Source organism: Flavobacterium arundinis (assembly GCF_038289855.1).
In the GTDB taxonomy this organism is placed as follows: Bacteria; Bacteroidota; Bacteroidia; order Flavobacteriales; family Flavobacteriaceae; genus Flavobacterium; species Flavobacterium arundinis.
The window spans coordinates 505,045-531,836 of sequence record NZ_JBBYHR010000003.1 but is presented as its reverse complement, the minus strand read 5'-3'; the positions used below and the strand labels follow the sequence as shown (position 1 = coordinate 531,836).

The window sequence follows — 26,792 nt, the reverse complement described above, 5'->3', positions numbered from 1 at the left end:
TTCTTAACGTTTACTTAACTTGTTGACGCTTCGCTTTTTGAAGATGAAAGTTTTTTTGAAGTTTTTTGGAGGCCGCTTATATAAGGAAGCTATTACACGAAGATTCGCAAAGAAGACGCAAAGGTGCACAAAGACTTTTTCTATCGCTATATAAGTATAGCCAACCAAGGCCACAGAGGTTTTTGCGCCTGCGGCAAAGGTAGGAAAGACCTCACCCACGGCCCTTCTCCAAAGGAGAGGGAGTGAGAACGGTGTTCATCATATATATAAGGATGACGCAAATGGAGTCTGAATAGTCCTCTCCCCCGGCCCCTCTCCCAAGGAGAGGGGAGCGAGACGTGCTTACTCAGCCGGTATTTGCATAACCATATTGTATTGGGATACACCTAACAAACATTACAAATATTCGGATAGATGGCTACTAGCCCTGACCGAGACGGTATCCCCGTAGCGCAGCGAAGGGATAAAGGCGAGGGCAGGAAAAGGGATGGCTGATAATACCCATAACTTTCGCTCCTTATATATAGCGTAGTGCTGAATCAAAAAATTGGCCGCAGAATACAGCCTGTTATAAAAATCCCTACTTTAGTAACCTAAAACAACTATTATGAATGATGCTCATTTTCACCTTACGGTAAACCATTTGCCTATTATTATTCCAGGGATCGCGCTGCTAGTATTGATAGGCGGCTTTATATTTAAGTCGGAAATCGTTAAGCGCACCGCTTACTTCCTTTTTATTATTGGTGCATTGAGCACGTTTGTCGCTTTCTCCAGTGGTGAGGGCGCGGAACAGGTTATGGAAAAACTGGGCTCTGACCATCACCTGATCCATGAGCACGAAGAGGCTGCCGAAACCTTTGCCTTATTTTCACATGCATTAGGTATTCTGTCGTTGTTGGGATTGTGGGCCAACTGGAAACGTAAAAAATTCTCGAATGGCATTGCTATAGTTGTTATACTAGTTGCTGCAGCTGCACTTTACTTTGGGAGGGTTACCGGAACTACAGGCGGCGAGATAAGGCATACCGAAATCAGGAACGATAATGGCAGCACGCCTTCTGCTACTGAAGCAGAGAACGACGACCATTAATACTGCAAGTCGAATTTGTAACACAACAATTTTATCCTGCCGGCGTTAGGGTAGCTGCAAATGTTGCACGTATATATAAGGTATGAAAAGAATGCTACCCATCCTGCTGCTGATAAGCTCCGGGGCTACGCACGCGCAAACCCTGATACAGGGCTTTTCGCAGTGTACCTATTTAGAAAGCCCGGTCTATATCGTCAACGATAACAGCATTATTTATCAAGACTGCAAAACGCGGAAGATAGTGACCGCTGACATAGCTACGTTTCGCCAACCCAAATACAATGAGATCGGGGTGGCAATGGACAAGAACGGCATTTATTTCCAGGGGATGCTGATGGCTATTGATACTACAGGATTTCAGGTCGTGGGCCGCAACAATAATTACGGCGGTTATACATGGCTTTGGAAGAACAAGGATAAAACCTATTGTAACCTTGAGGAAATAACCGGTGTGGATGTCGCGACCTTTTCGGCTATAGAATGCATGAACGGGCAATACTTTAAAGACAAGAATTCTATTTATTATTTCGATACAAAAGTCACCAAGATCGAGGGTTCGGATGGCGCTACTGTGAACAAGACCTGTTCCAACTGGGTGTATGATAAGAACTATGTGTACCTTGAAGGCAAGCCCCTGATGTATAAAGGCCAAAAAGTAAAACCCATAAACGATGGGCTGGCAAAAACATCGACAGCGGTAATCAATAAGCAACTGCAGCCTATTCCCGGCATGGATCCCGCTACGCTAAAAGGTTTGTCGCGGTCCTATTCAATGGATAAGAATTTTGTATATTGGCAAAACGAGAAGTCGCCTATAAAGCCGGCCAACTTCAAAAATATAAAGGTGTGGGACCAGGTGAACCGGGCTTATGTGTCTGACGGTATCCATGTATATGCGGGCGCCAGGCAACTGGAAAAGGATTTTGATGCTAAAACGTTTGGGATGCTCCCCCACTCCGATTTCTGTTATGACAAAAAAGGTGTTTATGAGCGCGAGTGGGTAGAAGCCAGGCAAATCGTAATCAATGTGAAGTTCCCGTTCAGCTATACCACGCCCGTGAGCAAGGCCAATATGTTCATTACGGACAACAGCCGCTACATTGTATACAACAACCAGGCGTACGATCCATGGGATAAGAAACTGTATAAAAACCTTACTTCGGAACAGATATCTTTATTGAAGCAGGGCAAACTGGAACTGAACGACGCGCATGGACACAACTCGCCTATAACAAGGATCAACCAGGTTTTTTATATACAGGACAACATCATCACGTGGCGCAATGCCGGGCAAATACAGCAATTTAAGGAGATCGATGTTGCCACTTTTGCCATGCTGAGCTATACTATTGTTAAAGATAAAAACCATGTTTACAACATTTACCCAAAATTCATGATACTCCCTGCAGATGCCGCCACCGCAACTGCAATACAAGACGGTTTTATAAAAGACAAGGATAACGTGTACTATAATGAAAAGCCGCTATTGGGGAGCAAAAATGTGGAGTTGCTGGCAGTTTTTTCCGGTTACCGTATGGGCTGCGGCCAGGATACCAGGTCTGGCAGCGATTATTACTTTTTCAGGAATTCCGAAGGGTACTACCTTATAGAGACTACTTCCCCTGAATTCACCGTGAAATTCCTGGGCAAAGACTTTAAGGAGTCATGGGACCCGAAGCTGGCGGGGTTCGTTTTGGAGTAATTTGGTTGTCGGTTGCCAGTTGATGGTTGTTGGATTAGCATCTGTTCATAGCAGGATATCGCCTTTATCTGCCTTCGCAGGCTACGGCAGGATACCGGCAATCAGATATTTTTAAAAAATATTATATTTAGGTATATATTTTTTAAACCGTATTTGCACTCCCAAACAATCTAATTTTACTCAACACGCTGTATTTCAAAGAACTGACATTCTCGACATTTGTACTATTCGGACATTTGGCTTTTTATTAACACTAAATACATGCAGTACGCACCCTTTTTTTGTTCGTTATACCTACATAACGCTACCAAAACACACAATAAAAGGAAACAGACCGTACAAAAACCTTCCCTAATGCCCAAACCTCACCCGTGCCGGTGTGCTGCCGGCATTTATGGGAACTGTTTTGGGTAGGAGTGGAATTTCCTCCCTGGAACAAGGAGGCATATTAATAATGGAGAACAGCTTCTTTTGTAGCGGAATGGCTCAGGCTTTTTTGGAGTGGCCTTTCCCACTTTCGCCTTTATCTGCCTCCGCAGGCTACGGCAGGATACCGGCTCTATCGGGGCTATGGGGAAGGGTTTGGTTTTGTTTGGGTTGGGCGCTAACTTACCGGCACGGATGGCAAACCTGCGCTAGTGGGTTTATTGTTGTCAAAACCTTTATAATAGTTGAACCTGTTTGTTTAATAATATTGTTTTTAGTTCTATTATTAATTGCGCAGCTCTATGCTTGTCAAATTCTTCGATATTTTTCCAATCCAATAATAAATCTTGTTTTATATAATTTTTAAGTTTATAGTCTGAAACTTTGTCCATGGTCTTTAAATCTTCAGATATCCAAACCTCTGGGTCTTTTGCTCTTTTGCTATTATTTTCGTCTCCTTGCAAAAGTTGAAGGTTGTACAAATAATTTGCTTTCCATAAATAATTTTGATCTAGTGACTCATTTTTGGTACTGAACTTTGATCTTGGGTAAATATGATCGATGTGGAAAGTAGAATTTTTGTAATCTAAATGAGGATACAAAATTTGTAAGATAGGTAAAATAGCAGGTGATCCATATTGTAAATCAACCATTCTTTCTATATCATCCTCTGATAGTGCCAAAGGGTGAAGTTGATTATTTGCTAATTCCAGATTAACAAGTTTAAATGTATTGTTATTCCTAATTGCTTTAGCAACGATTTCAAGTTTATTGTCTAATGAAGTTGTGAAATAGCTTTTTATTTGTGCTAATCTTACAAATTTCAGCATTTCGATTTTGTCATCTTCAGATACATTATTGTATTTAAAAAGGTAGAACGCAAGTGACGAGATAATATATGCAGAAGTAAGTTTGTTACGATACCCAAATTCTTTCAACAAGTTAATTGCCGCATAAATTTGATTAGTTATCCTTTCCCAATTGTCCTCAATTTTATGAATATTTGTTTTACTAAAATTTTTTAATGCAAAAATATGTTGACTTTCAGTCAACATTAAACAAGTTTTCAAAACTTGATCTCTTCCCATCCCACCAAATCCTTGTTCCCACAATGAATCGACAAGTTTGTTCATTAAGTCCCTAATATCTGACGAAAAGTTTGCCGTCAAAATTGACATTAATAAGTCTGAATACGATAATTGGGTTCCCCCGCTATTAACACGAATGAAAATTTTAAGAACTTTGTCTAAACTTTTTTCAGTTTCTTCAAAATATGAAATCTGTTTTTGAATACAAAAAACTTCTTTTAATTTTTCTAAATTTTCAGCTTCTATATCGGATAGATTATTGTCTCTAACGTATGAAATAACACTACTCATTTCTAAAATATCCCCAACTTTAAACCAAAATTTATCTTCTGTGTTAGTTCTCTCGTCTGTTCTTAGAAATTGAAAATCAAAATTATCCTCGGGATTATCGAATTCAGGTTTATGTTTAAGGTTCAAAAACAATTTCTTTTCTTCATAAGCATTTGGATTATCAACCCATCCTTTTTTTCGTCTTAGCGTTCTGCTTCCTTTAAGGCCTACATACAGTGACGTAAGTCTTTGTTGTCCGTCAAGAACAATATGAAGATCGTTTGAATTTACTTGCTCAATGTTTATTTTCACATTATGAACTTCTCTTTCATCATACTTTTCGAGAAACTTATACAGTTGAAAATTTAGTTTGTCTGTAACTTCTCTATTTTCTTTGTTAGTTTCAATATCTGACTTTTTCAGTTTCCAAAATAAAAATGAACTAATAGGATAACCTCTTAATACAGAATCAAAAAGCTGCTCAATTTTTCTTTCATCTGCCTTTTTTAACCAAACGTATTCACGTTGAATGTCAGGCAGAAAATAGCTTTGATTGATTTCTTCGATGACGTCTTTGATTGATAAATCTTTAAATTGTCCCATATTCTATAAATTGATTTTATGCCCACTTCAGTTTGATTAGGTAGTTAAATGTAATTTAACTATTAATGATCACAAATTTAGATAAAAACTAAGTAATAGACATAGGTTAGATAGAACATATGAAATGTATTATTTAATATCCAAACCCAAAATTTTGTGAATTAACATCCGATTAATACAATAAAAACATTAAATTACGCATCTTTACAGAAATTGCTAATTTAAGAATGACCATGCCGAAGAACATCACCAAATACAGAAAAAAAACGTTAGTTTACGCACAATTAGAAAATGATACTGACTACCGCTATGGCACAACAGGCTACGGGCGTATTGTTTGGGGCGTTATCATCACCTTATCTATTATCGTGATTTGCATATCTGTCGCTTCGGCGGGTGGTACACACGCCTGGTAAGTCCAGCCCCCTAACCCCAAAGGGGGAGTAGCTTCACTCAAAGCCCCCTAGCCCCCAAAGGGGAAACTGCCGCACTTGTCCCCGTTTCGGAAGCACGCCTGAGTGTAGCTGTCATTGCGAGGCACGAAGCAATCTTTCCTCTGGCAGCATGAGTTTAACACACTACTTTCCAATTGTGCCGAAGTAAAGATTGCCACGCTCCGTGCCCCCTAACCCCCAAAAGGGAAATAGCTTCACTCCTACCGGAAGTGTAACCGTCAACTTTGGACTAAGCCCTCCCAATACAAAACCAACTTTCCGTTTAGCCCCGACCGCCGCGGTATCCTGCCGCAGCCTGCGGAGGCAGATAAAGCGAAGGGCGGGAATGACGATTGCAAAAATGCCAAAACCATTCGCTCCTGATTATTCAACAGCCATAATCATAAGGCATAATTTTAGAGATTTCTCAACGCCGCAAGCTTTGTTCGAAATGACACGGACACACGTTAAAATAACCTTTCGAAAGCAAAAAAATATACCTTGTTTGTGTAGTGTTATTCTGCTATCTTTGCACACTATAATTTTTTAAAACAATGATAAATATTACATTGCCGGATGGTTCGGTGAAGAAGTTCGACGCGGGGGTTACTCCCATGGACGTTGCCATGAGCATTAGTGAAGGATTAGCAAGGAACGTGATTTCTGCTTCCTTTGATGGTACAACCGTTGAAACGAAAACACCGCTGACGACCGACGGCTCCCTAATATTATATACCTGGAACGACAAGGACGGCAAAAAAGCTTTCTGGCACTCGTCTTCGCACGTTTTGGCGCAGGCCCTGCAGGAAATGTACCCGGGCATCAAGCTCACCATAGGCCCTGCCATCGAAAACGGCTTTTACTATGATGTTGATTTCGGCGACCATGTAGTTACCGACAAAGACTTCAAAGCTATCGAAGACCGCTTCCTTGCCATCGCCCGCGAAAAATATGAGTTCACGATGCGTGAAGCCTCTAAGGCTGATGCGCTTGATTTCTATAAAAAGGAGAATAATGAGTATAAGGTAGAGCTTATCGAGAACCTTGAGGACGGTACGATAACCTTTTGTGACCATGCTACCTTTACCGACCTTTGCCGCGGCGGGCACATCCCGAACACCGGCATCATAAAGGCGATGAAGATCATGAGCGTAGCCGGTGCGTACTGGCGCGGTGACGAGAAAAACAAGCAGCTGACAAGGGTGTACGGCATCTCTTTCCCGAAACAGAAAGACCTTACCGAATACCTTGAATTGCTTGAAGAAGCCAAACGTCGCGACCACAGGAAACTGGGTAAAGAACTTGACCTTTTTGCTTTCAGCAGCAAGGTTGGGCAGGGCTTGCCTTTGTGGCTTCCGAAAGGCGCCGCACTACGCGACCGCCTGGAGCAGTTCCTGAAAAAAGCACAGAAAAAAGCAGGTTATGAGCAGGTGGTAACGCCGCACATTGGCAGCAAGGAACTGTATGTAACGTCCGGCCACTATGCCAAATACGGCGCCGATAGCTTCCAGCCTATCCGCACCCCGAACGAGGGCGAGGAATTTATGCTGAAGCCGATGAACTGCCCGCACCACTGCGAGATATACAATACAAAACCATGGTCATACAAAGACCTTCCGAAGCGTTATGCTGAATTCGGTACCGTATACCGTTACGAGCAGAGTGGCGAACTTCACGGCCTGACACGCGTTCGCGGGTTTACTCAGGACGATGCGCACATCTTCTGTACGCCGGACCAATTGGATGCCGAGTTCAAGAACGTGATCGACCTGGTGCTTTATGTATTCAGCTCGCTTGGTTTTGAGAATTTCAGCGCACAGATATCGCTTCGTGACCAGGAGAACCGCGAGAAATACATCGGGTCTGATGAGAACTGGGAGAAGGCTGAGAATGCCATCATCAATGCTGCCCGCGACAAAGGCCTTAACACTGTGGTAGAATATGGTGAAGCTGCCTTCTATGGCCCTAAGCTTGACTTCATGGTAAAGGATGCGCTTGGCCGCCAATGGCAGTTGGGAACCATCCAGGTAGATTATAACCTTCCGGAGCGTTTTGACCTGACCTACAAGGGTTCCGACAACGAACTGCACCGCCCTGTAATGATCCACCGTGCGCCATTTGGTTCCATGGAAAGATTTATCGCGATTTTGCTCGAAAATACCGCCGGCAATTTCCCGCTTTGGCTAATGCCTGAGCAGGCTATCATACTGTCTCTTAGTGAGAAATATGAAAATTATGCTAAAAAAGTTTTAGAATTGCTGGAAAATCACGAAATTCGCGCCCTCATCGACAACCGAAATGAAACTATCGGACGAAAAATCCGTGAAGCAGAGGTACAGAAAGTGCCGTTTATGCTGATCGTTGGCGAGGAAGAGGAGAAAAACGGGACTATTTCCGTACGTCGCCACGGCGATGCCGGCAAGTCGAACCAAAGCATGACGATTGAACAATTTGCCGCAGAAGTGCAGGCAGAAATAGATAAAACACTAAAAACATTCTAAGTTTAACTTAAATTTTTAAAGCCATAGCAATTAGAAACAACAGGGGCTATCAGCCCCGCGTAGAAAAAAAAGATGCACACAGGACCAATGCCGCTATCCGTGTACCGGAAGTAAGGCTTGTTGGGGAAAACGTGGAGCCGGGAGTTTACAAAACTTCGCAAGCACTACAGATGGCAGACCAGTTCGAGCTCGACCTTGTTGAGATCTCGCCTAATGCCGAACCGCCCGTATGCAAGATTATGGATTACAAGAAGTTTGTTTACGAGCAGAAGAAGCGCGACAAAATGCTAAAGGCAAAGTCGACGCAGATTGTTGTAAAGGAAATACGCTTCGGCCCGCAGACAGACGAGCACGATTATGACTTCAAGAGGAAGAATGCCGAGAAGTTCCTGAAAGAAGGTTCTAAGCTGAAAGCATTCGTATTCTTCAAAGGCCGCTCGATCATTTATAAAGAACAGGGACAGATACTTTTGCTAAAGCTGGCCACTGATCTTGAAGAATGGGGAAAAGTAGAGGCTATGCCTGTGCTTGAAGGAAAGAGGATGATCATGTTCATCGCTCCGAAGAAGAAGAAGTAAAGCCCCCCAACCCCCGAAGGGGGAGTGAGAACGGCAATAAAATAGTAAGTAAGAATAAATTAAATAAAGGAAGAAAATGCCTAAAATGAAAACCAAATCCAGCGCCAAAAAACGATTCAAAGTTACAGGCTCCGGAAAGATCAAAAGAAAGCACGCTTACAAGAGTCACATCCTGACAAAAAAATCTAAGAAGCGCAAGCTAGCCCTTACTCACTCTACATTGGTTCACCCAACAGATGAGAAGAGCGTTAAACAGCAATTAAGGCTTATCTAATAAGCCGCTGTCGGTTAACACAATTAATAACCCTGGAGTATGGCCATTAAGTTTCCGGTAACACGGGACGCCTGCTACAAAAACAATTTAAAATTATGCCAAGATCAGTAAATTCAGTAGCTTCAAGAGCCCGAAGAAAAAAGGTAATGAAGCAGGCCAAAGGTTTCTTTGGCCGTCGTAAAAACGTTTGGACAGTAGCCAAAAACGCGGTAGAAAAAGCAATGGTTTATGCTTACCGTGACAGAAAACAAAAAAAGAGGAACTTCCGCGCTTTGTGGATCATGCGTATCAACGCTGGTGCAAGGCTACACGGAATGAGCTACTCTCAATTCATGGGCCAGGTGAAAAAAGCAAATATCGAATTGAACCGTAAAGTTCTTGCCGACCTTGCCATGAACCACCCTGAAGCGTTTACTGCCATAGTAAACCAGGTTAAATAAAAAACGTTTTATAAACAATATATTTATCTTACTTACTTCAAAGAACCCGTTCAGCAATGAGCGGTTTTTTTGTTTTGATACGATTGTCATTCTGAGCGAAGCAAAGCGAAGTCGAAGAATCTCTTACTCCAAGTTAACTGAAAACTGTAACTGCGATTATAAACTGATTTGGGCGTGTCCCCTTCCCTTCCAAAGGCCAACGCTCGGGCCGGGCCATCCGCTGTATCCCCGCCGAAAAAGGCGGGGGATGCCGCTCCTGTCCCTCACGCGAACGGACATAACAATATGTAGTGGTTCCGAGGTGGTAGAGATAACACACCCCTAACCCCTCTCAAGAGGGGAACACTCATACGCGCTTACTCAAACCCAAAAACCACATCTCATTATCGGCATGAGCGTAGCTCTTCCCCTTTTGAGAGGGTTAGGAGTGTGTACCCTGTAAATTTTTAAACACATTTCTCTACCTTTACGTAAACCATTAAAATACAAGCTTATGAAAACCGACCGCTACACAAAGATCATCCTAACCATCATTGCTGCCTGTATGGTCATCAATGTCATTGAGAAAATAGACCTTCTGCCACTGGCATATGCCAGTGAGCCCGCAACGAAGCCTTCAGCGGATTTTGTAGAAAAACCTGGCTATGGATTAGTTCCTTTAAATAAAGACGGCAGCATCAATGTGAAAATGACCACCCCTACAGATGTGAATCTCATTGGCATTAAAACCTACGATGAACTGAATGTCAATGTAAATCTGGCTAAGATCGGAGGTTATTCAACATATGGGGAAATCCCGGTAAAAGTGAAAGAGTAATGTTTTGGAATAAGAAATTAAAACTGCCGGTAACCGAAGAAGATAAGGAGTGGGTAGAAGAAGGATTATTAATGCTAAGCAATGAATTTGGTACAGAACATTTTAAAAGCCTGTATACCATTCTCCCTAACAAGGAATTCTATGATAATGATTTCTCGGGATCTGAAACTGACGCTGCGTTCATCCTTAACCAGACAAAGATCTATATGGATATTGTGGACGACAGATTTCAACTTGAATTCTTTTCTGATGAACCTGTAAATATGGCTGACGGGACATTGCTTTCCTCACCTGCCGATATCCATGGAAAATGGAACACGGCGGCAGGACTTTATGAAGAGACTGAAGATAGCACCAGGATACACATTGAGCGCTCACAGCTAAAGGATCCTGAGGCACTTGTGGCTACTATGTCGCACGAATTGGCACACCATATTCTCTTAGGCGAAGGACGTACCGATGTGAACGACGAATACCTTACCGATCTTGTAGCTATCGTGTATGGATTCGGGATATTTTTAGGAAATAATCATTTTACCTTTACAAAATATTCAGACGTAAAAAGCAATGGATGGAGCATATCAAGAACGGGCTACCTGCCCGAGCAGGTTATAGCCTATGCCATGGCCTGGCTGTGTATTTATCGTGATGAGGAAGCGGTATGGAAAAATTTGCTCAACTCCACGATGCTGAAATATTTTGAACAAAGCATGGAATTTATAAAGAGATATCCTGAGAAAATACGGTTTGAATAATCTATCATCAAGGCTCTGACTTTCCCGCAGAGTAGTTTAAGATTGCTGTAACACATTTTAAACTAAAGAAGCCATCGCGAGATAAATGTAACTTATGATAGTAAGAGCCAAAAGAATATAGTAACTAAATGCCAAGTACTTAAAGCGAAGAATACTTCCTTTCAGCCTCGAAGAAACAGCCGGGCTTGCCAATGCGATATTCATCTCTTTTATATCAGGCCAGCGTTTGTTAAAAATGCTGTGGCTCCTGTAGATGCGCCCATAGCCTATGTACATATAAGCAGTAATGGGTATAAATAGTATAATGAGGTTAAATACCATTATATAAACAAAGTTTAGCCAAACACCTCAATATCCTCCCCGTCATAACTCGCGAAAACCATACTTGGGTGCGAATCCTGATGGTACATATTCCCTTTGTTATCTATCGCGATAGCTCCTGCAAAGCCATCGTAAGGCTTTAGCTCTTCGAACGTTTTGGCGAATGCCTCATTGATTGGCATGCCATCGGTAACGCGGGTTACTATTTTTGCGGAGGTAGCATTGCTCACAATGTCCTCGCCTACGCCCGTACAGCTCACACCACAGAAAGCATTGGCATAATTCCCTGCCACGGTAGCCGAATCGGATATGCGTCCCGGAATTTCAAAGCCCTTGCCGCCTGTAGAGGTCGCAACAGCTATTTTTCCATCTTTGTCCAAAGCCACACATCCCACGGTGCCCAGCCCTTTAGTTCCCAGTTTGGCTTCATATTCAGCACGGCGTTGTGGGATCTCAGTCGAAAAAACCTCAAAGCCATTATGACGGGCAAAGTCGGTCGCCCCACTCCCACCCAGCACGCGGTCGTCAGAAGGCATAAGTTTCAAAGCCACCTGTATAGGATTTTTCACATCTTCAATATTGATAACCCCGCTCATTTTTTGGGTCGTGCCATCCATAATGGCGGCGCTCATGCGTATTTTCCCATCGCTTTGTATCTGTGAACCGATACCTGCATTGAACAGCTCATTGTCTTCCAGCAGCGAAACGGCATATACCACTGTTTCGAGTGCCGTATGATCTTTAAGATAGCTATACGACTCTTTCACAATCGCCTTCATGGCTTCCTGCTTGGCAAGCTTGGTCTGTGGGTCGGTATGCGATTCACTGAAAAAACCGCCATGGATGATAACTTTCATAAGAATAATGATATTACATTGCTATGCAGGCTTTCCCATTTAAGTACCCTTCCCTTTGGACAGGGACAGGTCCAGATGGTTTTATTCTGCCGAAGTGATAAGTGGTGAAAAATATTGTGAGTTGTGTATTTCAAGCGCGTGCGTATTCAGGTCGTAAATATCATACATGCTCATTACATGCACCGTAAGGCCATTAATGGATATCGGCCTGCCCAGCTCTACCTGAGTGAGGTTGGTATCCTTTATATTTCGGCCGTCCACCAGGATTACAAGCCCGGAGCCTATCGCTTCCATCTTGCCGTCGCCGGTAATCAACAGGCCGGTATCTTCTCCAAGGCCAATTCCCAGGACACGGGGGTTGCCTACTACAGCCTGGAATAGTCTTCCGATACGGCCGCGGTGCACAAAGTGCGTATCTATAATTACATTCTGTATCAGGCTCAGGCCGCTCGTAATCTTTACTTCGCCCTTCAGCAAAGCCTCATGGCTGCTTCCCTGGTAGATCATATTATTAGATGCCGCAGCAGCACCTGCAGAAGTACCTGCATAGATAAACTCCTCATTCTGGAATTTGTCGAGTATGATATCGTGCAGCTTTGTACCGCCAAGTATCGATGTCAGCCTTAGCTGGTCACCGCCGGTAAACATCACCACATCGGCAGCCTGTATGCGTGCCAGTACTTCAGGATCAGAACACTGTTCCCGCTTTTCGATATGCATAAGGCCTACATTTTTGGCCTTAAGGTATTCGAAAGCCTTTACATATTCCGGCCCAACCTCACGCGGCACTACTGATGCCGTGGTTATTACCTCTATCCTTGATTCCTCGTTATGTTTTGATTCGCGTATGATTCGGCGCATGATGCCGGTCTCAAAAAAATTGAGGTTGTTGGCAACATTAGCGTCAAAAGTAGCTTCTGTAAAGCTGCCTTTATCAACAGCTCCACCTATGATTATAAGTTTTCCAAGTACATTCATGCGCCAAAAATAATTAAAAATAAAATAACATTTTCCTTTATGTTAAAGTTACCTTAAAAGAAATTTATAAAAAAAATCCATAAATCGTGTATTTTAAATATTTTTTTAATTAATTTTCTGACGATGAATTGCCGACCTGTCCCAATCATTAAGAATAACCAAAAAAACACCTATAAACACCTCTAACTTACCCTTTACCGTTTATGAAGATAATGAAAATACAGGCGCTGCGCGGGCCTAACATTTGGAGCGTTTACAGGAAAAAGCTCATCCAGATGCGCCTTGACCTTGAAGAGACCGAACAAACACCTACCAATCTGATACCGGGCTTCCGCGAGCGTATCGAAGCCCTTCTTCCATCCCTGGTAACGCACCGTTGCTCTGAAGGAGTGAGAGGCGGCTTTTTTATGCGTATTGAACGCGGCACCTGGATGGGCCATGTTATAGAACATATTGCCCTTGAGATACAGACACTTGCCGGTATGGAAACCGGTTATGGGCGAACGCGCGAAACCAAAACGCCCGGCATTTACAATGTAGTTTTTAGTTACCTTGAAGAAAATGTCGGTATTTATGCTGCCGAGGCCTCGGTACGCATTGCCGAAGCGCTGATTGCCGGAACTGAATATGATATTGATATCGATATACAAGAGATGCGCAAGATACGTGAACGCGACAGGCTTGGGCCAAGTACCGGCAGCATCGTAGAAGAAGCTGTAGCACGCGACATCCCCTGGATACGGCTGGGGAGCAACTCCCTGGTTCAGCTTGGTTACGGCATCAACCAAATGCGTTTCCAGGCAACGATAACTAATAAGACAAGCCATATCGCCGTTGATATTGCCTGCAATAAAGAGGCTACAAAGCGCATGCTCGAGGCTGCTTCAATCCCCGTTGCAGGTGGCGGCATCTGTACCGAAGAGGAGGAACTGGAAGGTATCATTGAAAAAATAGGCTACCCAATAGTGCTGAAACCGCTTGACGGCAACCACGGTAAAGGCGCCTCTATCAATGTAACAAACCTCGAAGATGCCAAAGCAGGTCTTGTATTTGCACAAAAATACGGACGGCGGGTTATTGTGGAGAAATTTATTACCGGTTTCGATTTTCGCGTATTGGTTATAGACAATAAAGTGGTTGCTGCTGCACAGCGTGTCCCCGCCCATGTGAAAGGCAACGCCAAAAACACGATACAGGAACTCATTGACATAGAAAATACCGACCCGCGCAGGGGCTATGGCCATGAAAACGTGCTTACCGAAATAACCATCGACAGGGATACAACCGACCTGCTTGAAAAAATGGGCTATACGCTGGAAACCGTTCCGCATCAGGATGAAATAGTATATCTCAAATCGACCGCAAACCTGAGTACGGGCGGGACATCTGTAGATGTTACCGACCTCATGCATCCTGAAAACATTTTCCTTTCGGAACGTATTTCGAGGGTTATAGGACTGGACGTTTGCGGCATTGATATTATGGCTGAGAACCTTACGCAGCCGCTTAAAGAAAATGGCGGTGTAATTCTTGAAGTTAATGCTGCACCGGGGTTCCGGATGCACCTGGCACCTTCAGAAGGGCTTCCGCGCAATGTAGCCTCGCCGGTTATCGACATGCTGTACCCGCCTGGCAAGCCAAGCCGCATCCCTATTTTTGCGGTTACGGGCACCAACGGCAAGACCACCACTACCCGACTACTGGCCCATATTGTAAAAAACAATGGCTTTAAAGTAGGCTTTACCACATCCGACGGTATCTATGTGCAAAACCATATGCTCGAAAAAGGCGATACCACAGGGCCTTTCAGCGCCGAATATATTTTAAAAGACCCTACTGTAGAATTTGCAGTGCTGGAAACGGCACGGGGCGGCATCCTGCGTTCAGGGCTTGGTTATAGCCGTTGTGATATTGGCATAATTACGAATATACAGGAAGACCACCTTGGACTTAATGACATCCATACACTGGACGACCTGTCCCGGGTGAAGCGCGTGGTAGTGCGCAGTGTGAAAAAAGACGGCTGGGCCATCCTGAATGGTGATGATGCCGAATGTATAAAAATAGGAAAAGAGCTGGATTGCAACGTAGCCTATTTCAGCATGGATGAAAACAGTGCTTTTATAAAAGAGCTGGCGAGAGAAGGAAGAACGACTGCCGTATACGAAGATGGCTTTATTACAATAAAGAAAGGCGAATGGAAGATACGCATCGAAAAGGCCTCGCACGTCCCGCTAACGTTAGGCGGCAAAGCGAAGTTTATGATAGCTAATGTGCTGGCTGCATCGCTCGCCTCCTACCTTTGGGGCTTTAAGACCGATGATATCAGCCTTTCATTGCAAACCTTTATCCCTGGTGCTGCACAGACACCGGGCCGCATGAATATCTTCAACTTCAGGAAGTTTAGCGTTCTCATCGATTTTGCACACAATCCTGCCGGCTACCGCGCTGTGGAGGAATTCCTGCAAAATGTAGAAGCTACCCAAAAGATAGGTATCATCGCCGGTGTGGGCGACAGGCGCGATGAAGATATAAGGGAATGTGCCGAGATTGCTGCACGAATGTTCGACCATATCATAATTCGCCAGGAAAAACACCTGAGAGGCCGCACAGACGACAATATTAACGGCCTCATTATTGAAGGTATCAAGCAATCCGGAAAGGATGTTTCATATGAGATAATTGCCAAAGAGACTGATGCCATAAAGCACGCCATTGACAATGCGAAAGACGGCAGCTACATTACCGCATTAAGCGATGTGGTTGCTAATGCCATTGATATTGTACAGGGCTATCTGGACCGGGAGAATGAGGAAATATTGAGTGAGTAGCCAAAAACAGCTACAGGTTCAGGATATTTAATTTCGGGCTGCTAAGTTGAATTGAAGCATTTCCTATATTAAATTACCTCATATACTATAAAAGTGGCTTAAACTTTTTTGATTAAAAGAGTTTAAGCCACTTTCTATTTTATTTGAATGAAACGGAATTATTTTTCAACTTCAACCCCTTCAAAAAGCAGTTTTATATTTTCGTAAGAATTCTTAAGCACGTCTTTAATCTCTTCAGGTTTGAGCCAGGCAACTTTTTCGATGCATTCGTTTTCCTGAGGTACCAGCGTTCCTTTGTAACTGGTCTTCATCTCGAACCAGTGTGTGATTTTAAGCTTGTAAACACCATTCCTTTTGAATACATGATAGGTTTTTTGCAGCTTCTGTACGATCTTTAGCCCGCTTACCCCCGTTTCTTCCTCTACCTCACGAATAGCCGTGTCCTCAATTTCTTCTCCTTTCTCTATACCGCCTTTCGGGAGGTCCCACTTTCCGTTACGAAAAATAAAGAGCACTTCGCCTTCATTGTTGTAAACAAGACCGCCGCCCGCCTTGGCAACAGGTATTTTTTCCTTGAGCTTTTTGAGTATCTCTTTCTCATCAGGATAGTACAAAAAGGCTTTATGCACCTTATTATTGAACATCTTTTTGATGAGCTGCTCAATATCAACGCTTTCCAGTAAAAACATCTGGAAATCGGTTTCTTTCTCGACCTGATTTGTCAAAAAAAGTGGTTTATCGTTTACAAAAACTTTATACATTTGCAGTATGATTTTTAATACAGACACCGCTAAAAAAACAGCTGAATTGCTTTTACAAATAAACGCAATTAAATTAAATCCGCAAACTCCATTTACATGGGCTTCGGGTTGGAAATCTCCTATATACTGTGATAACAGGATAACCCTTTCATTTCCACCTATCCGCAACTATATCCGTGAAGAATTTTCGAAGCATATCGAGAAAGAATTTGGCAAACCCGATGTTATTGCGGGTGTAGCTACCGGGGCAATAGGCATTGGGATGCTCGTGGCCGAATATATGGGGCTGCCTTTTGTATACGTTCGCCCCGAGCCTAAAAAGCACGGCCGCCAGAACCAGGTGGAGGGCTTTTTGCAGAAAGGCCAGAATGTAGTAGTGGTAGAAGACCTTATCTCAACCGGGAACAGCAGCCTGCTAGCCGTTGACGCACTGAAAGCTGCCGGAGCCAACGTAAAAGGCATGGTAGCAATATTCACCTACGGTTTTGATGTTTCTGTAGAGAATTTCAAAAAGGCAAACGTAACGCTACATACGCTGGGCAACTATGATACCCTGCTTGAAGAAGCGGTGGCGAAACAATATATTACCGAAAAAGAACAGGACACCCTGAAAGAGTGGAGGAAAAGTCCTTCAACCTGGGGACAATAATTTCAGATTTCAGATCGTAGATTTCAGATTTCACTCAATCCTGAAATGCTGCATTAAAGAAATTCTGAATCATTATTATTACTAATAGCAAAGTGAACATAATCAAATTCCATTTTGAGTGAAGCTCAATCTGAAATCTAAAATCTACAATCTGAAATAATGAATTTAGAAAGCCCTAAAGTAACCGTAAACAAACCGGCCCAGTATATTTTTGATGCCCTTAGCAACGTAAAGAACTTTGAAACGCTGATGCCGGAGAACACGGCGAAGTTTGAAGTGACCGGCGAAGAGTCGTTCATTTTTGCGCTGAAAGGCATGCCTGAGATCAAGTTAAAAATGAAGGAGAAGCAGGCGCCCAACAAACTGGTACTCGGCGCCGCAAGCGATAAGCTTCCGTTTACCCTGACAGCAAACATTAATGCAACTGCCACTGACAGTAGTGAGGTACAGTTATTTTTTGAAGGGGAATTCAACGCGATGATGGCAATGATGATAAAAGGGCCTATATCTAAATTCATCGAGACATTGGCAAACAATATGCATAAGCTGTAATGTAATTTCTTTACACTTACGTTAAAAAATTAGCCTTTTAGTAAAAACTAAGAGGCTTTTTTATATTTTTATGCAAACGTTATCCTATCGTTATGAGAAAAATCTTGCTGCTATTCTGTATGATGGCCGTCATCGCGGCGCATTCGCAGGGCGTTAACGGTGCACTGGACAGTGTGATACTCACGCAGGCCGATGCTATGGGAAAGGCTTTTATCGCCAAGGATTATTCTTCTTTTGTGAAGTACAGTCACCCTACCGTAGTACAGATGATGGGAGGCAAGGCTAAAATGGTGGAAGACACAAAAAAGAGCTTCGAGGAATTTGAAGCTGAAGGTGTTATTTTTTTAAATGTGACCTTTGGCCCACCCTCGAAAATAGTGCTTGCAGAAGGCGAAATGCAATGCACTTTCACTGAGATGATAGAAATGCGTATACCGGGCGGCAAGCTAACAGCTTTCACCAATGTGATCGCTGTATCAAACGATAACGGCGCAACCTGGTATTTTATCGACTGCTCCGAGAATAACGCACAAGCTATGCGAAAGCTCATACCGTCACTAAGCCCGGACCTTGTACTGCCCGAGCCAATAGGCCCAGCATTTGAAGAAGACCCTAAATAGCCCTTAACTGCCACGTGTTGAGTTACCTTAATCTCTTATTTTGGAATCACCTGCAATTAATTCCAAGTAAATAAAAAGCCGGCAACTGAACGAATGGTGATTAACTATCATCCGGAGGCTTTACAACTACATGGGCTCGGGCTTACAGAAAAATAGTTTTTGGGATCCTGGTTGGTTTTTCTGAGCTTTGTTTTGAATTTTGTTTTTTTAGAATTTCTACTGGTGGTTAAAGATTTTATAAAGTGGCGGCAGGCATCATTGTTTTGATTAATTTTAGTACCAATAAAAAAACCACACCATGAAAGATATTAACGATTTTGAGCTGCCCTATGATCTTGATGATGAAATGAACGGCCAGGAACTGACAGAGATCCATATTGGCGATGTAAACCTGCCTACAGGAAGAATCATTGTAGCCGATCCATTTTTCACCGAAGAGCAGCAGCCTTTTTCGCGTACTGTAGAACCTGACAAATACCCTGTTTATATTTACGTGGCAAAAGTCGATGAGCTGCATCACCGGATTGCTTATGCGAAGATAAAATTCCGCCCCGAAGAAGCATCAAAGTGGATACTTGCACTCACTAACGACCTTTCAGCTGAAGAGATCAATGAACTTGGAGAAGACGAATTTTACGGTTTCCCTGTAGAATCCGGACTGGCATGCTTCCTTGATGAGCAGACCAATTCCGAACTGATTGCAAAGATAGATGCGGTACAGGACAATAAGCCGGAATCGAATTATTATGACGAGATACTCGCAGATGAGTTTATGCAATATTCCGGCAAGAACACGTTTTCCAGGCAGCTGGGGGACTGGAACGACCACTACCCTAACCCCGATTCTGATAATAATGCCATTATGTTCGCTTCAGGCTGGGGCGACGGCTACTACCCTGCATACTGGGGTGTTAATGAAAATAATGATACGATAGAACTTGTTGTTGATTTCCTTATCAATGATTTTGAAGAAGAAGACGAGGAGCTGGAGGATTAATCTATTTCAGATTGTAGATTTCAGATTCCACTCTTGCCTCTAATGAGGCTGAATGGAATCTGAAATTAATAAAAGCATTTTTAAATTTTGAGGTAATTGTTCCAACACGCAGAATTTAAGTAAGGCCGTATTGTTAATCCTTCCATTCCGGAGAAGCAGCAGAGATTGTTTTACCATCTTTTGTAGCACCCACATAGCCATAGCCTTTCTGATAATAAAAAACATAAGTAACTTTCGGGTATTCTGCTTTAATTGCAAGAAGCCCATTATATTGGCAATATGGGGTTTCCAGTTTTTCATCATACCCTATAAGAGTAAAGGTACAGTTCCGTAATTCATTTTTCCAGGTATAGCCCGGCCTGAAAGAAGGATCTATACGTATAATTTCTTTGTTATTTTCGGGAAAGTACTGAAAAACAATACCTGATTTCTCCCTGAATAAAAGAATGTCACTATCGCCTTTCTCCCAAACCTGTTTAAACTTAAGGTACTTATTTCCTTTTATAATCGTATCTTTTTCAAACATTTCAAAATAAAAGGTATCACTCCATAATAATTTCTTTTCTTTAATGTCCAATGGAAAATAAGCGCCATCAGGTATGCCTTTACAAAAGTCCTGCCCTTCCTTTTGGGCATAGGTGATGCCAAAGCATAAAATTGTAAGCGTAAGTATAATGACTTTCATAATTTGCGATATGTTTATTTTAATATAATTTATTGGTTGCCTTTATTTTTTTGTTCAGTAATATTTAGCTTGAACTGACAATTAATAAAGCAGCACCACTTCTTTCAAACCAAATGAAGCGACACTATTATCTTCCAACTGCACTTCAAGATTACCATCGCGTGACACGCCTTTTATAATACCCATAAAACGCTGGCCGTCTTTCTCAAAGGGCATGGGAACATCTTTTTTGTAAAGTTTTTGATGGTAATTGTCCCAAACTGTGGCGGTATCTTTATTTAGGATGCGCGAAACATTCCGTTTGAGTTTTTCGACAATAGCTACCATGATGGCATCTTTATCAAACACCTTCCCTTCGGCGACTGCCAAAGACGAGGCTTTCGGAAGTCCTGTAAAATCTTTTTGGTTGACATTAATCCCAATACCGATGATTGAATAGATCTCCCCATTGTTTTTAATGCTGTTTTCTATCAATATCCCGCCAATTTTATGATTCCCTGCCAAAATGTCGTTAGGCCATTTAATGCATATTTCTTTTTTTATGAACTCCTGAATAGCTTCTGTTATACCAACAGCTACTGCGGCATTAAGGCTGAATATTTCATTTATTTCGAGGAGAAGATCTTTTACCAATACGCTAAATGTAAGGTTTTTGCCCGGTTCGGCATCCCATTTGGCTCCCATCTGCCCCCTTCCCTGTGTCTGGTTTTCGGCGGCCACCACCGTGAAGTTTTCAACATACCTTTCGCCCAGCAGGCCCTTCAGGTAATCGTTGGTAGAGTTAATGGCACTGAGTTTGATTATATTCATCACAAATAATGACGTATTAAGTCTTTTAATCTTGTGTTAAGGTTCAAAAGTAAATACAAAAAATGGTAACTTTGCTAAATATATAAAATTTTAAATGGCGAAAACGAACGTAAGCAATGATGATTTATTAGCCAACATCATCAAAGGCATTGAAGAAGTAAAAGGCAACGATATAGATATCCTAGATTTAAGGGCAATAGATAACACTGTGTGCGATTATTTTGTAATCTGCAACGGTACTTCAAATACGCAGGTGAACGCGATTGTTCACTCCATCCAGAAAGTTGTTTCCAAAGAATTGAAAGACAAGCCGTGGCATGTGGAAGGCACAGAGAACGGCGAGTGGGTCCTTATGGATTATGTGAACATTGTAGTGCACGTATTCCAGAAACACATCCGTGAGTATTACAACATAGAAAGCCTGTGGGGTGATGCAAGGATAACATCAATAGGAAACAACTATTAATTAAACCAGATTCATGTCAAAAGATAATAAATCAAATAAGCTCAAAATAAGCCCATGGCTGATATATGGCGGTATTTTGCTCATGTTCCTTGCCATAAATTATGTTGTTGGAGGCTCTAACTGGAGCGACCCTAAGCCTATATCGCTCTCCACATTCTACAAATACCTTGACAGCGGCCAGGTACAAAAAGTTGTACACAGCAAGACAACGGCAGAAGTATATATCAAAGAGCAGTTCCTGAAAGATAAAGAACACTCGAAACTCCAAAAGACCGATATGCTGGGCAACCCCGCAAAGGGCCCGCATTATACGGTTATTACCGGCGATAAGAACGAACTTTTCACTCAGAAGCTTGATGAAGCGTCAAAAGCAGGAAAGCTTCCCGATTATTCTGTAGAAGGGGAAAGCATGTGGGGCGACTTGTTGATGACACTCCTCCCTATCCTCATCCTTGTGGCATTGTGGATCTTTATGATGCGCAGGATGTCAGGCGGCGGTGCCGGTGGCGGCGGGGGACAGATATTCAATATCGGGAAATCCAAAGCCAAATTGTTTGATGAGAAGAACGATATCAAGGTAACATTTAAAGATGTTGCAGGCCTGGAAGGCGCAAAAGAAGAGATACAGGAGATCGTTGAATTCCTGCGCACTCCGGAGAAATACACAAGTATAGGTGGTAAGATACCAAAAGGAGCGCTTCTTGTAGGACCTCCTGGAACCGGTAAAACCCTTTTGGCGAAAGCCGTAGCAGGTGAGGCCAAAGTTCCTTTCTTCTCACTGTCGGGATCTGACTTTGTGGAGATGTTTGTAGGTGTGGGCGCCTCGAGGGTGCGTGACCTTTTCAAACAGGCAAAAGAAAAATCTCCTGCCATCATATTCATTGATGAGATTGATGCGGTGGGCCGTGCCCGTGGAAAAAATAATTTCTCAGGCTCCAATGACGAGCGCGAGAATACACTGAACCAGTTGCTTACAGAAATGGACGGCTTTGGTACCAACACTAATGTGATTGTGCTTGCTGCCACCAACCGTGCAGATGTACTGGATAAGGCACTAATGCGTGCCGGACGTTTTGACAGACAGATATATGTAGATCTTCCGGATATCCGTGAGCGCCGCGAGATATTCGAGGTACACCTTAAGCCACTTAAAAAATCGGAAGATCTTGATACCGAATTCCTTGCTAAGCAGACTCCCGGATTCTCGGGTGCCGATATCGCCAATGTATGTAACGAAGCGGCACTGATAGCAGCCCGTAACGATAAAAAAGCTGTTGACAAGCAGGATTTCCTAGATGCGGTAGACCGTATCGTGGGCGGCCTTGAAAAGAAAAACAAAATTATTTCCCCTGAGGAAAAACGCGCTATCGCGATACATGAAGCAGGTCACGCCACTGTGAGCTGGATGCTCGAGCATGCTGCACCTTTGGTAAAAGTAACTATCGTTCCGCGTGGGCAGAGCCTTGGTGCTGCCTGGTACCTGCCGGAGGAACGACTGATCGTGAGGCCGGAGCAGATGCTTGACGAAATGTGTGCCACTATGGGAGGCCGTGCGGCCGAAAAAGTGACCTTTGATAAAATATCTACCGGTGCGCTGAGCGACCTTGAAAAGGTGACCAAACAGGCACGAGCCATGGTTACAATATACGGCCTTAATGAAAAGCTGGGCAACGTTACGTATTATGATTCGTCAGGGCAGAGCGAGTATAATTTCTCCAAGCCTTATTCTGAAGATACCGCGCAGGTAATCGATAAGGAAATATCGACGCTGATAGAAGCACAATACCAGCGTGCTATAGCGATACTCGAAGAAAACAAGGATAAACTGACCAGGCTTGCGGATATCCTCATCGAAAGAGAGGTCATATTTAAAGACGACCTGGAAGAAATTTTCGGCAAAAGGCCTTACGATAAACCGGGGCATGAGACCGTTACGGAAGCGTAATCCTTATTTTGCTAAATAATACTAAAAATCTTAATTCAATTGCATGATTGAATTAAGATTTTTTTATCTTTGAGATTCAAGGAAAAACCGGGTATAACTGTATGAGTCTTTTTAGAAAAATTTTTGGCGCCGCAAACGATATTTCCGGCGAAGAGAAAAATCCGGACGGGAGTCCTTTTCTCCCAGAGCAGCAACTTCCTGCTGATGAGCTGTTCATGACAAATTTTAAAAAGAACGGTGGCAAATTCATCTATTGTGATAACCTAAGCGAAGTGCATGAGCAGTTCCTTAATGTGCTTGAAGAAAATGACTGGTTTGAATGCGAAGTGATGTGTTTAGAACCACGCCTCTACCCACTACTCGACGAAAACAAGCTTATTTACGACAAACCGCAAAACCCAAAATTCCTTTTAGCTACCTGCGAAAACCTAATCGCCGACGAAGGCTCGATACTTTTTTCATCGAACCAGATAAAGCAGAACAAGCCCAATGAGCTTCCTGACAATATCGTGATCTATGCAACCACCAGCCAGATACTGGGAAGCAAAAGCGATGGCCTGCGGGTAATAAAGAAAAAATATGACAGGGCCTACCCTACTAATATCACTACCATAAAATACTTCGAAAAAGCAAAAGAAGAAGACTTCCTGCATTACGGGAGTTCTGCCAAGAATATGTACCTGTTGCTTTTAGAAGACCTGTAAGATGAACGAAAGCGTAGTCAGGGCACTCTCAGGCATTGTATATATCGCACTTCTCATTGGCGCTACCCTTTATTCCCCTATAAGTTTTATAGTCCTGTTCGGCATTTTTATGCTGATAGCTATTGCTGAATTCTGCAAACTGGTTAACCTGGCTTACATAATGCCGCTTATTTTGGGCGCAACATGTTTTGCCCTGTTTACGTTTGTAATACCATACAATAGCCAATCGGCAAACTTTACCCTCTCCCTTGGCGCCACTTTTATTGACTTACTTCTCTTGGAAGACCTTTTCAGCAAGAGGCCTTCAGCTAAAAAAAATACTACCGTAAAATTTGCGCAACTTTTAGGATATGTAATATTCCCGTTCCTGCTTATTATAAGGTTTGCTTTACGGCCTGCCCAAATTGCCGAAGAACAAATCGAAAATTTTTATCTGCCTCAACTTATCATTGGCGCATTCATAATCATTTGGACCAACGACACATTTGCCTATATCGTCGGCAAATCCATTGGCAAACGCAAGCTATTCGAACGTATATCACCAAAGAAAACTATCGAAGGATTTATAGGTGGGATGGTTTTTGCAATTGTCGCTGTACTGATATTGGGCAAATATTATGAATTTCCAAACATGATAATCTGCATCATTTCAGCCGTTATACTGGTAGTATTCGGGACATTAGGCGACTTAGTAGAATCGAAATTTAAAAGAAATGCCGGCGTTAAGGACAGCGGAAATATTATGCCCGGGCATGGCGGAATTTTAGACAGGCTGGATAGTATTATATTTGCAATACCTTTCCTATTTTTGTATTACCAAATCATAAGTTATGTTTCATAAAGAAGGAGCAAAAATCATTTTCATCGCACTGGCGATAACTGTAGGGGTAGTAATACTCTCTGACCAATTCATATACAGCTTTTGGCTGCTCAAGTCCATCCAGGTTTTTGCACTCATCTTCCTGATACTCATACTTCAGTTCTTCAGGAACCCGAAGCGTTATGTTGATGCTGCCGACCATGTTATCATTGCACCCGTCGACGGTAAAGTGGTAGTGATTGAAGAAGTATTTGAGCCGGAGTATTTTAAGGACAAACGCCTTCAGGTGTCCATCTTTATGTCGCCTATAAATGTGCACGTAACGCGTTACCCTGTAAACGGGCTTGTTAAATTCAGCAAATACCATCCGGGCAAATACCTTGTGGCATGGCACCCGAAAGCGAGCGAAGAGAACGAACGCACAACTGTAGTTACAGAGAATGGCTACTTTGGCGAAATATTATACAGGCAGATAGCCGGTGCATTGGCAAGGCGTATTGTTAACTATGCGCGCGAAGGCATGCAGGTAGTTCAGGGTACTGATGCAGGATTTATAAAATTCGGGTCGAGGGTCGACCTGTTCCTACCACTGGGCACCGAAGTGAATGTTACGCTGGGCCAGAAAGCCATTGGCGGAAAAACAGTAATAGCAACAAAAGCATAGTATGCCCGAAAAGGACCTCAATACCCTTTTTCTGGAAGCTTATGAAAAGGCTTCGAACATGCAGCAGGCACTCCCGCAGGATGTCATGCTTCGCATTTACGCCTATTATAAGCAGGCCACATCAGGAGAGGCGAACCAACGCTATAACCAAAGCTTTGACCTAAGGAATGCTTTTAAGATGAACGCCTGGATGCAGGTACAGCATCTAACGCCGGACGAGGCCAAACAACTGTACATAGAAACTATAAATTCTATAATTAAATATTGACGATATGAAAAAAGTAAAAATTTTCCTTTCTGCACTTGTAGTAATAGCTTCATTACAGTCCTGCAAGGATAAGAATGAGCTGGAAGAAGTGGTTGACGTGCCTGCTCCTGAAAAAGAAACGGCAGCAACAGCAACGCCGATGGGCAATCCTGACGATGTAAAAGCAGATGATGGCCCATTCCAGATGGCAAAGCTGGGCTATGCTTATGACGCGCTGGCACCTAATATTGATGCTAAAACAATGGAAATCCATTACTCGAAGCATTACAAAAAATATACTGACGAGCTTAACAAAGCTATCAAGGGGACCGATCTTGAAAAGAAAACCATTGAGGAGATATTTGCTACGCTTGACATGGAAAACAAAGCGGTACGCAACAATGGCGGCGGTTTTTATAACCACTCCCTGTTTTGGGAAATAATGGGCCCGAAAGCTGGTGGTGAGCCAAAAGGTGCACTTGCAGAAGCAATAACTAAAGACCTCGGTTCTTTTGAGAATTTCAAGACACAGTTTACTGAAGCGGCTACAAAGCAATTCGGTTCCGGATGGGCATGGCTTGTAGTAACCAAAGACGGCAAACTGGCGATTACCAGCACACCAAACCAGGACAACCCGTTAATGAAAGGTGCAGCAGTAGCCGGAAAACCGATACTGGCGCTTGACGTTTGGGAACACGCTTACTACCTGAACTACCAAAACAAAAGGCCTGATTATATCACTGCCTTTTATAACGTGATCAACTGGGATGCTGTTGCTAAAAAATATGAAGCGGCTATCAAGAAATAGTTGTTGCCACTAATTTCACAATTAGTAAATTATTATCCGCCTTCGGGCGGATTTTTCTTTTATCCAAATAAGAAATCTGTGAAAATCCGGCCAATC

The 26,792-nt window shown here is 42.9% G+C and carries 28 protein-coding genes; 21 read left to right on the top strand and 7 right to left on the bottom strand.

What is annotated here, in order from left to right:
• Positions 1 to 607: 607 nt before the first annotated feature.
• A complete protein-coding gene (locus AAEO56_RS08085) occupies positions 608 to 1,093 on the top strand; it encodes a hypothetical protein (RefSeq protein ID WP_341696523.1) in 486 nt (161 codons plus the stop codon).
• Between the two features lie 82 nt (positions 1,094 to 1,175).
• Positions 1,176 to 2,795 carry a DKNYY domain-containing protein gene (locus AAEO56_RS08080; protein ID WP_341696522.1) on the top strand — a complete coding sequence of 540 codons (1,620 nt, stop codon included), beginning with the start codon at positions 1,176 to 1,178 and terminating at the stop codon, positions 2,793 to 2,795.
• Between the two features lie 662 nt (positions 2,796 to 3,457).
• Here AAEO56_RS08080 and AAEO56_RS08075 read toward each other — a convergent pair.
• Positions 3,458 to 5,182: a DUF262 domain-containing protein gene (locus AAEO56_RS08075; protein ID WP_341696521.1), complete on the bottom strand. Its 1,725-nt coding sequence runs from the start codon at positions 5,180 to 5,182 to the stop codon at positions 3,458 to 3,460.
• Between the two features lie 233 nt (positions 5,183 to 5,415).
• Between AAEO56_RS08075 and AAEO56_RS08070 the strand changes: the two genes are divergently transcribed.
• The 7 genes from AAEO56_RS08070 to AAEO56_RS08040 all read left to right on the top strand — a co-directional run bounded on the left by AAEO56_RS08070 (position 5,416) and on the right by AAEO56_RS08040 (position 10,981).
• Positions 5,416 to 5,598 (top strand): hypothetical protein, encoded by a 183-nt coding sequence (locus AAEO56_RS08070; protein WP_341696520.1) that lies wholly within the window; start codon positions 5,416 to 5,418, stop codon positions 5,596 to 5,598.
• Positions 5,599 to 6,170: 572 nt separating this feature from the next.
• Positions 6,171 to 8,117: a threonine--tRNA ligase gene (gene thrS / locus AAEO56_RS08065; RefSeq protein WP_341696519.1), complete on the top strand. Its 1,947-nt coding sequence runs from the start codon at positions 6,171 to 6,173 to the stop codon at positions 8,115 to 8,117.
• Positions 8,118 to 8,146: 29 nt separating this feature from the next.
• Positions 8,147 to 8,695: a translation initiation factor IF-3 gene (infC, locus tag AAEO56_RS08060; RefSeq protein ID WP_341696533.1), complete on the top strand. Its 549-nt coding sequence runs from the start codon at positions 8,147 to 8,149 to the stop codon at positions 8,693 to 8,695.
• 76 nt (positions 8,696 to 8,771) lie between these two features.
• On the top strand, positions 8,772 to 8,969 hold the full coding sequence (gene rpmI, locus AAEO56_RS08055; RefSeq protein ID WP_341696518.1) for a 50S ribosomal protein L35: 198 nt from the start codon (positions 8,772 to 8,774) through the stop codon (positions 8,967 to 8,969).
• 95 nt (positions 8,970 to 9,064) lie between these two features.
• Positions 9,065 to 9,409 carry a 50S ribosomal protein L20 gene (gene rplT, locus AAEO56_RS08050; RefSeq protein ID WP_341696517.1) on the top strand — a complete coding sequence of 115 codons (345 nt, stop codon included), beginning with the start codon at positions 9,065 to 9,067 and terminating at the stop codon, positions 9,407 to 9,409.
• A 493-nt stretch (positions 9,410 to 9,902) separates the two neighbouring features.
• Positions 9,903 to 10,226, top strand: a complete 324-nt coding sequence (locus AAEO56_RS08045; RefSeq protein ID WP_341696516.1) for a hypothetical protein — start codon at positions 9,903 to 9,905, stop codon at positions 10,224 to 10,226.
• The gene (locus tag AAEO56_RS08040) at positions 10,226 to 10,981 is read left to right on the top strand and encodes a hypothetical protein (protein WP_341696515.1); all 756 of its coding nucleotides are present in this window, start codon (positions 10,226 to 10,228) and stop codon (positions 10,979 to 10,981) included. Before AAEO56_RS08045 ends, AAEO56_RS08040 begins: the two co-directional genes overlap by 1 nt.
• A 57-nt stretch (positions 10,982 to 11,038) precedes the next feature.
• Here AAEO56_RS08040 and AAEO56_RS08035 read toward each other — a convergent pair whose 3' ends face one another.
• From AAEO56_RS08035 to AAEO56_RS08025, 3 genes are all read right to left on the bottom strand, one after another.
• Positions 11,039 to 11,302 carry a hypothetical protein gene (locus AAEO56_RS08035; protein ID WP_341696514.1) on the bottom strand — a complete coding sequence of 88 codons (264 nt, stop codon included), beginning with the start codon at positions 11,300 to 11,302 and terminating at the stop codon, positions 11,039 to 11,041.
• 14 nt (positions 11,303 to 11,316) lie between these two features.
• On the bottom strand, positions 11,317 to 12,159 hold the full coding sequence (locus AAEO56_RS08030; RefSeq protein WP_341696513.1) for an isoaspartyl peptidase/L-asparaginase: 843 nt from the start codon (positions 12,157 to 12,159) through the stop codon (positions 11,317 to 11,319).
• A gap of 81 nt (positions 12,160 to 12,240) precedes the next feature.
• Positions 12,241 to 13,137: a cyanophycinase gene (locus AAEO56_RS08025; RefSeq protein ID WP_341696512.1), complete on the bottom strand. Its 897-nt coding sequence runs from the start codon at positions 13,135 to 13,137 to the stop codon at positions 12,241 to 12,243.
• 203 nt (positions 13,138 to 13,340) lie between these two features.
• On the opposite strand from AAEO56_RS08025, the gene cphA reads away from it, so the two are divergent.
• On the top strand, positions 13,341 to 15,968 hold the full coding sequence (cphA, locus tag AAEO56_RS08020; protein ID WP_341696511.1) for a cyanophycin synthetase: 2,628 nt from the start codon (positions 13,341 to 13,343) through the stop codon (positions 15,966 to 15,968).
• A gap of 158 nt (positions 15,969 to 16,126) precedes the next feature.
• Here the strand turns inward: cphA and AAEO56_RS08015 are convergent, their stop codons facing one another.
• Entirely contained in the window at positions 16,127 to 16,729 is a 603-nt protein-coding gene (locus AAEO56_RS08015; protein WP_341696510.1) for an NUDIX hydrolase, read from the bottom strand.
• A gap of 7 nt (positions 16,730 to 16,736) precedes the next feature.
• On the opposite strand from AAEO56_RS08015, the gene pyrE reads away from it, so the two are divergent.
• From pyrE to AAEO56_RS07995, 4 genes are all read left to right on the top strand, one after another.
• Positions 16,737 to 17,378 carry an orotate phosphoribosyltransferase gene (pyrE, locus tag AAEO56_RS08010; protein ID WP_341696509.1) on the top strand — a complete coding sequence of 214 codons (642 nt, stop codon included), beginning with the start codon at positions 16,737 to 16,739 and terminating at the stop codon, positions 17,376 to 17,378.
• Positions 17,379 to 17,537: 159 nt separating this feature from the next.
• Positions 17,538 to 17,930, top strand: a complete 393-nt coding sequence (locus AAEO56_RS08005; protein WP_341696508.1) for an SRPBCC family protein — start codon at positions 17,538 to 17,540, stop codon at positions 17,928 to 17,930.
• A gap of 92 nt (positions 17,931 to 18,022) precedes the next feature.
• Entirely contained in the window at positions 18,023 to 18,550 is a 528-nt protein-coding gene (locus AAEO56_RS08000) for a hypothetical protein (RefSeq protein ID WP_341696507.1), read from the top strand.
• 298 nt (positions 18,551 to 18,848) lie between these two features.
• Complete coding sequence (locus AAEO56_RS07995; protein ID WP_341696506.1) at positions 18,849 to 19,547, top strand: DUF4241 domain-containing protein; 699 nt, start codon at positions 18,849 to 18,851, stop codon at positions 19,545 to 19,547.
• Positions 19,548 to 19,680: 133 nt separating this feature from the next.
• On the opposite strand, the gene AAEO56_RS07990 is transcribed toward AAEO56_RS07995, so the two are convergent.
• Positions 19,681 to 20,232, bottom strand: a complete 552-nt coding sequence (locus AAEO56_RS07990; protein ID WP_341696505.1) for a hypothetical protein — start codon at positions 20,230 to 20,232, stop codon at positions 19,681 to 19,683.
• Between the two features lie 81 nt (positions 20,233 to 20,313).
• On the bottom strand, positions 20,314 to 21,042 hold the full coding sequence (locus AAEO56_RS07985) for a biotin--[acetyl-CoA-carboxylase] ligase (protein ID WP_341696504.1): 729 nt from the start codon (positions 21,040 to 21,042) through the stop codon (positions 20,314 to 20,316).
• Between the two features lie 94 nt (positions 21,043 to 21,136).
• Here AAEO56_RS07985 and rsfS point away from each other — a divergent pair, with 94 nt between their 5' ends.
• The 7 genes from rsfS (at position 21,137) to AAEO56_RS07950 (ending at position 26,696) form a co-directional block, all read left to right on the top strand.
• Positions 21,137 to 21,508, top strand: a complete 372-nt coding sequence (rsfS, locus tag AAEO56_RS07980) for a ribosome silencing factor (protein ID WP_341696503.1) — start codon at positions 21,137 to 21,139, stop codon at positions 21,506 to 21,508.
• 13 nt (positions 21,509 to 21,521) lie between these two features.
• Entirely contained in the window at positions 21,522 to 23,453 is a 1,932-nt protein-coding gene (gene ftsH / locus AAEO56_RS07975; protein WP_341696502.1) for an ATP-dependent zinc metalloprotease FtsH, read from the top strand.
• A 101-nt stretch (positions 23,454 to 23,554) separates the two neighbouring features.
• The gene (locus tag AAEO56_RS07970; protein WP_341696501.1) at positions 23,555 to 24,157 is read left to right on the top strand and encodes a lactate utilization protein B/C; all 603 of its coding nucleotides are present in this window, start codon (positions 23,555 to 23,557) and stop codon (positions 24,155 to 24,157) included.
• Between the two features lies 1 nt (position 24,158).
• Positions 24,159 to 24,998: a phosphatidate cytidylyltransferase gene (locus tag AAEO56_RS07965; RefSeq protein WP_341696500.1), complete on the top strand. Its 840-nt coding sequence runs from the start codon at positions 24,159 to 24,161 to the stop codon at positions 24,996 to 24,998.
• Positions 24,988 to 25,641: a phosphatidylserine decarboxylase family protein gene (locus AAEO56_RS07960; RefSeq protein WP_341696499.1), complete on the top strand. Its 654-nt coding sequence runs from the start codon at positions 24,988 to 24,990 to the stop codon at positions 25,639 to 25,641. The genes AAEO56_RS07965 and AAEO56_RS07960 overlap by 11 nt, the downstream gene beginning before the upstream one ends.
• A gap of 1 nt (position 25,642) precedes the next feature.
• Positions 25,643 to 25,909: an acyl-CoA-binding protein gene (locus AAEO56_RS07955; protein ID WP_341696498.1), complete on the top strand. Its 267-nt coding sequence runs from the start codon at positions 25,643 to 25,645 to the stop codon at positions 25,907 to 25,909.
• A 139-nt stretch (positions 25,910 to 26,048) separates the two neighbouring features.
• Positions 26,049 to 26,696: a superoxide dismutase gene (locus AAEO56_RS07950; protein WP_341696532.1), complete on the top strand. Its 648-nt coding sequence runs from the start codon at positions 26,049 to 26,051 to the stop codon at positions 26,694 to 26,696.
• Positions 26,697 to 26,792: the final 96 nt, after the last annotated feature.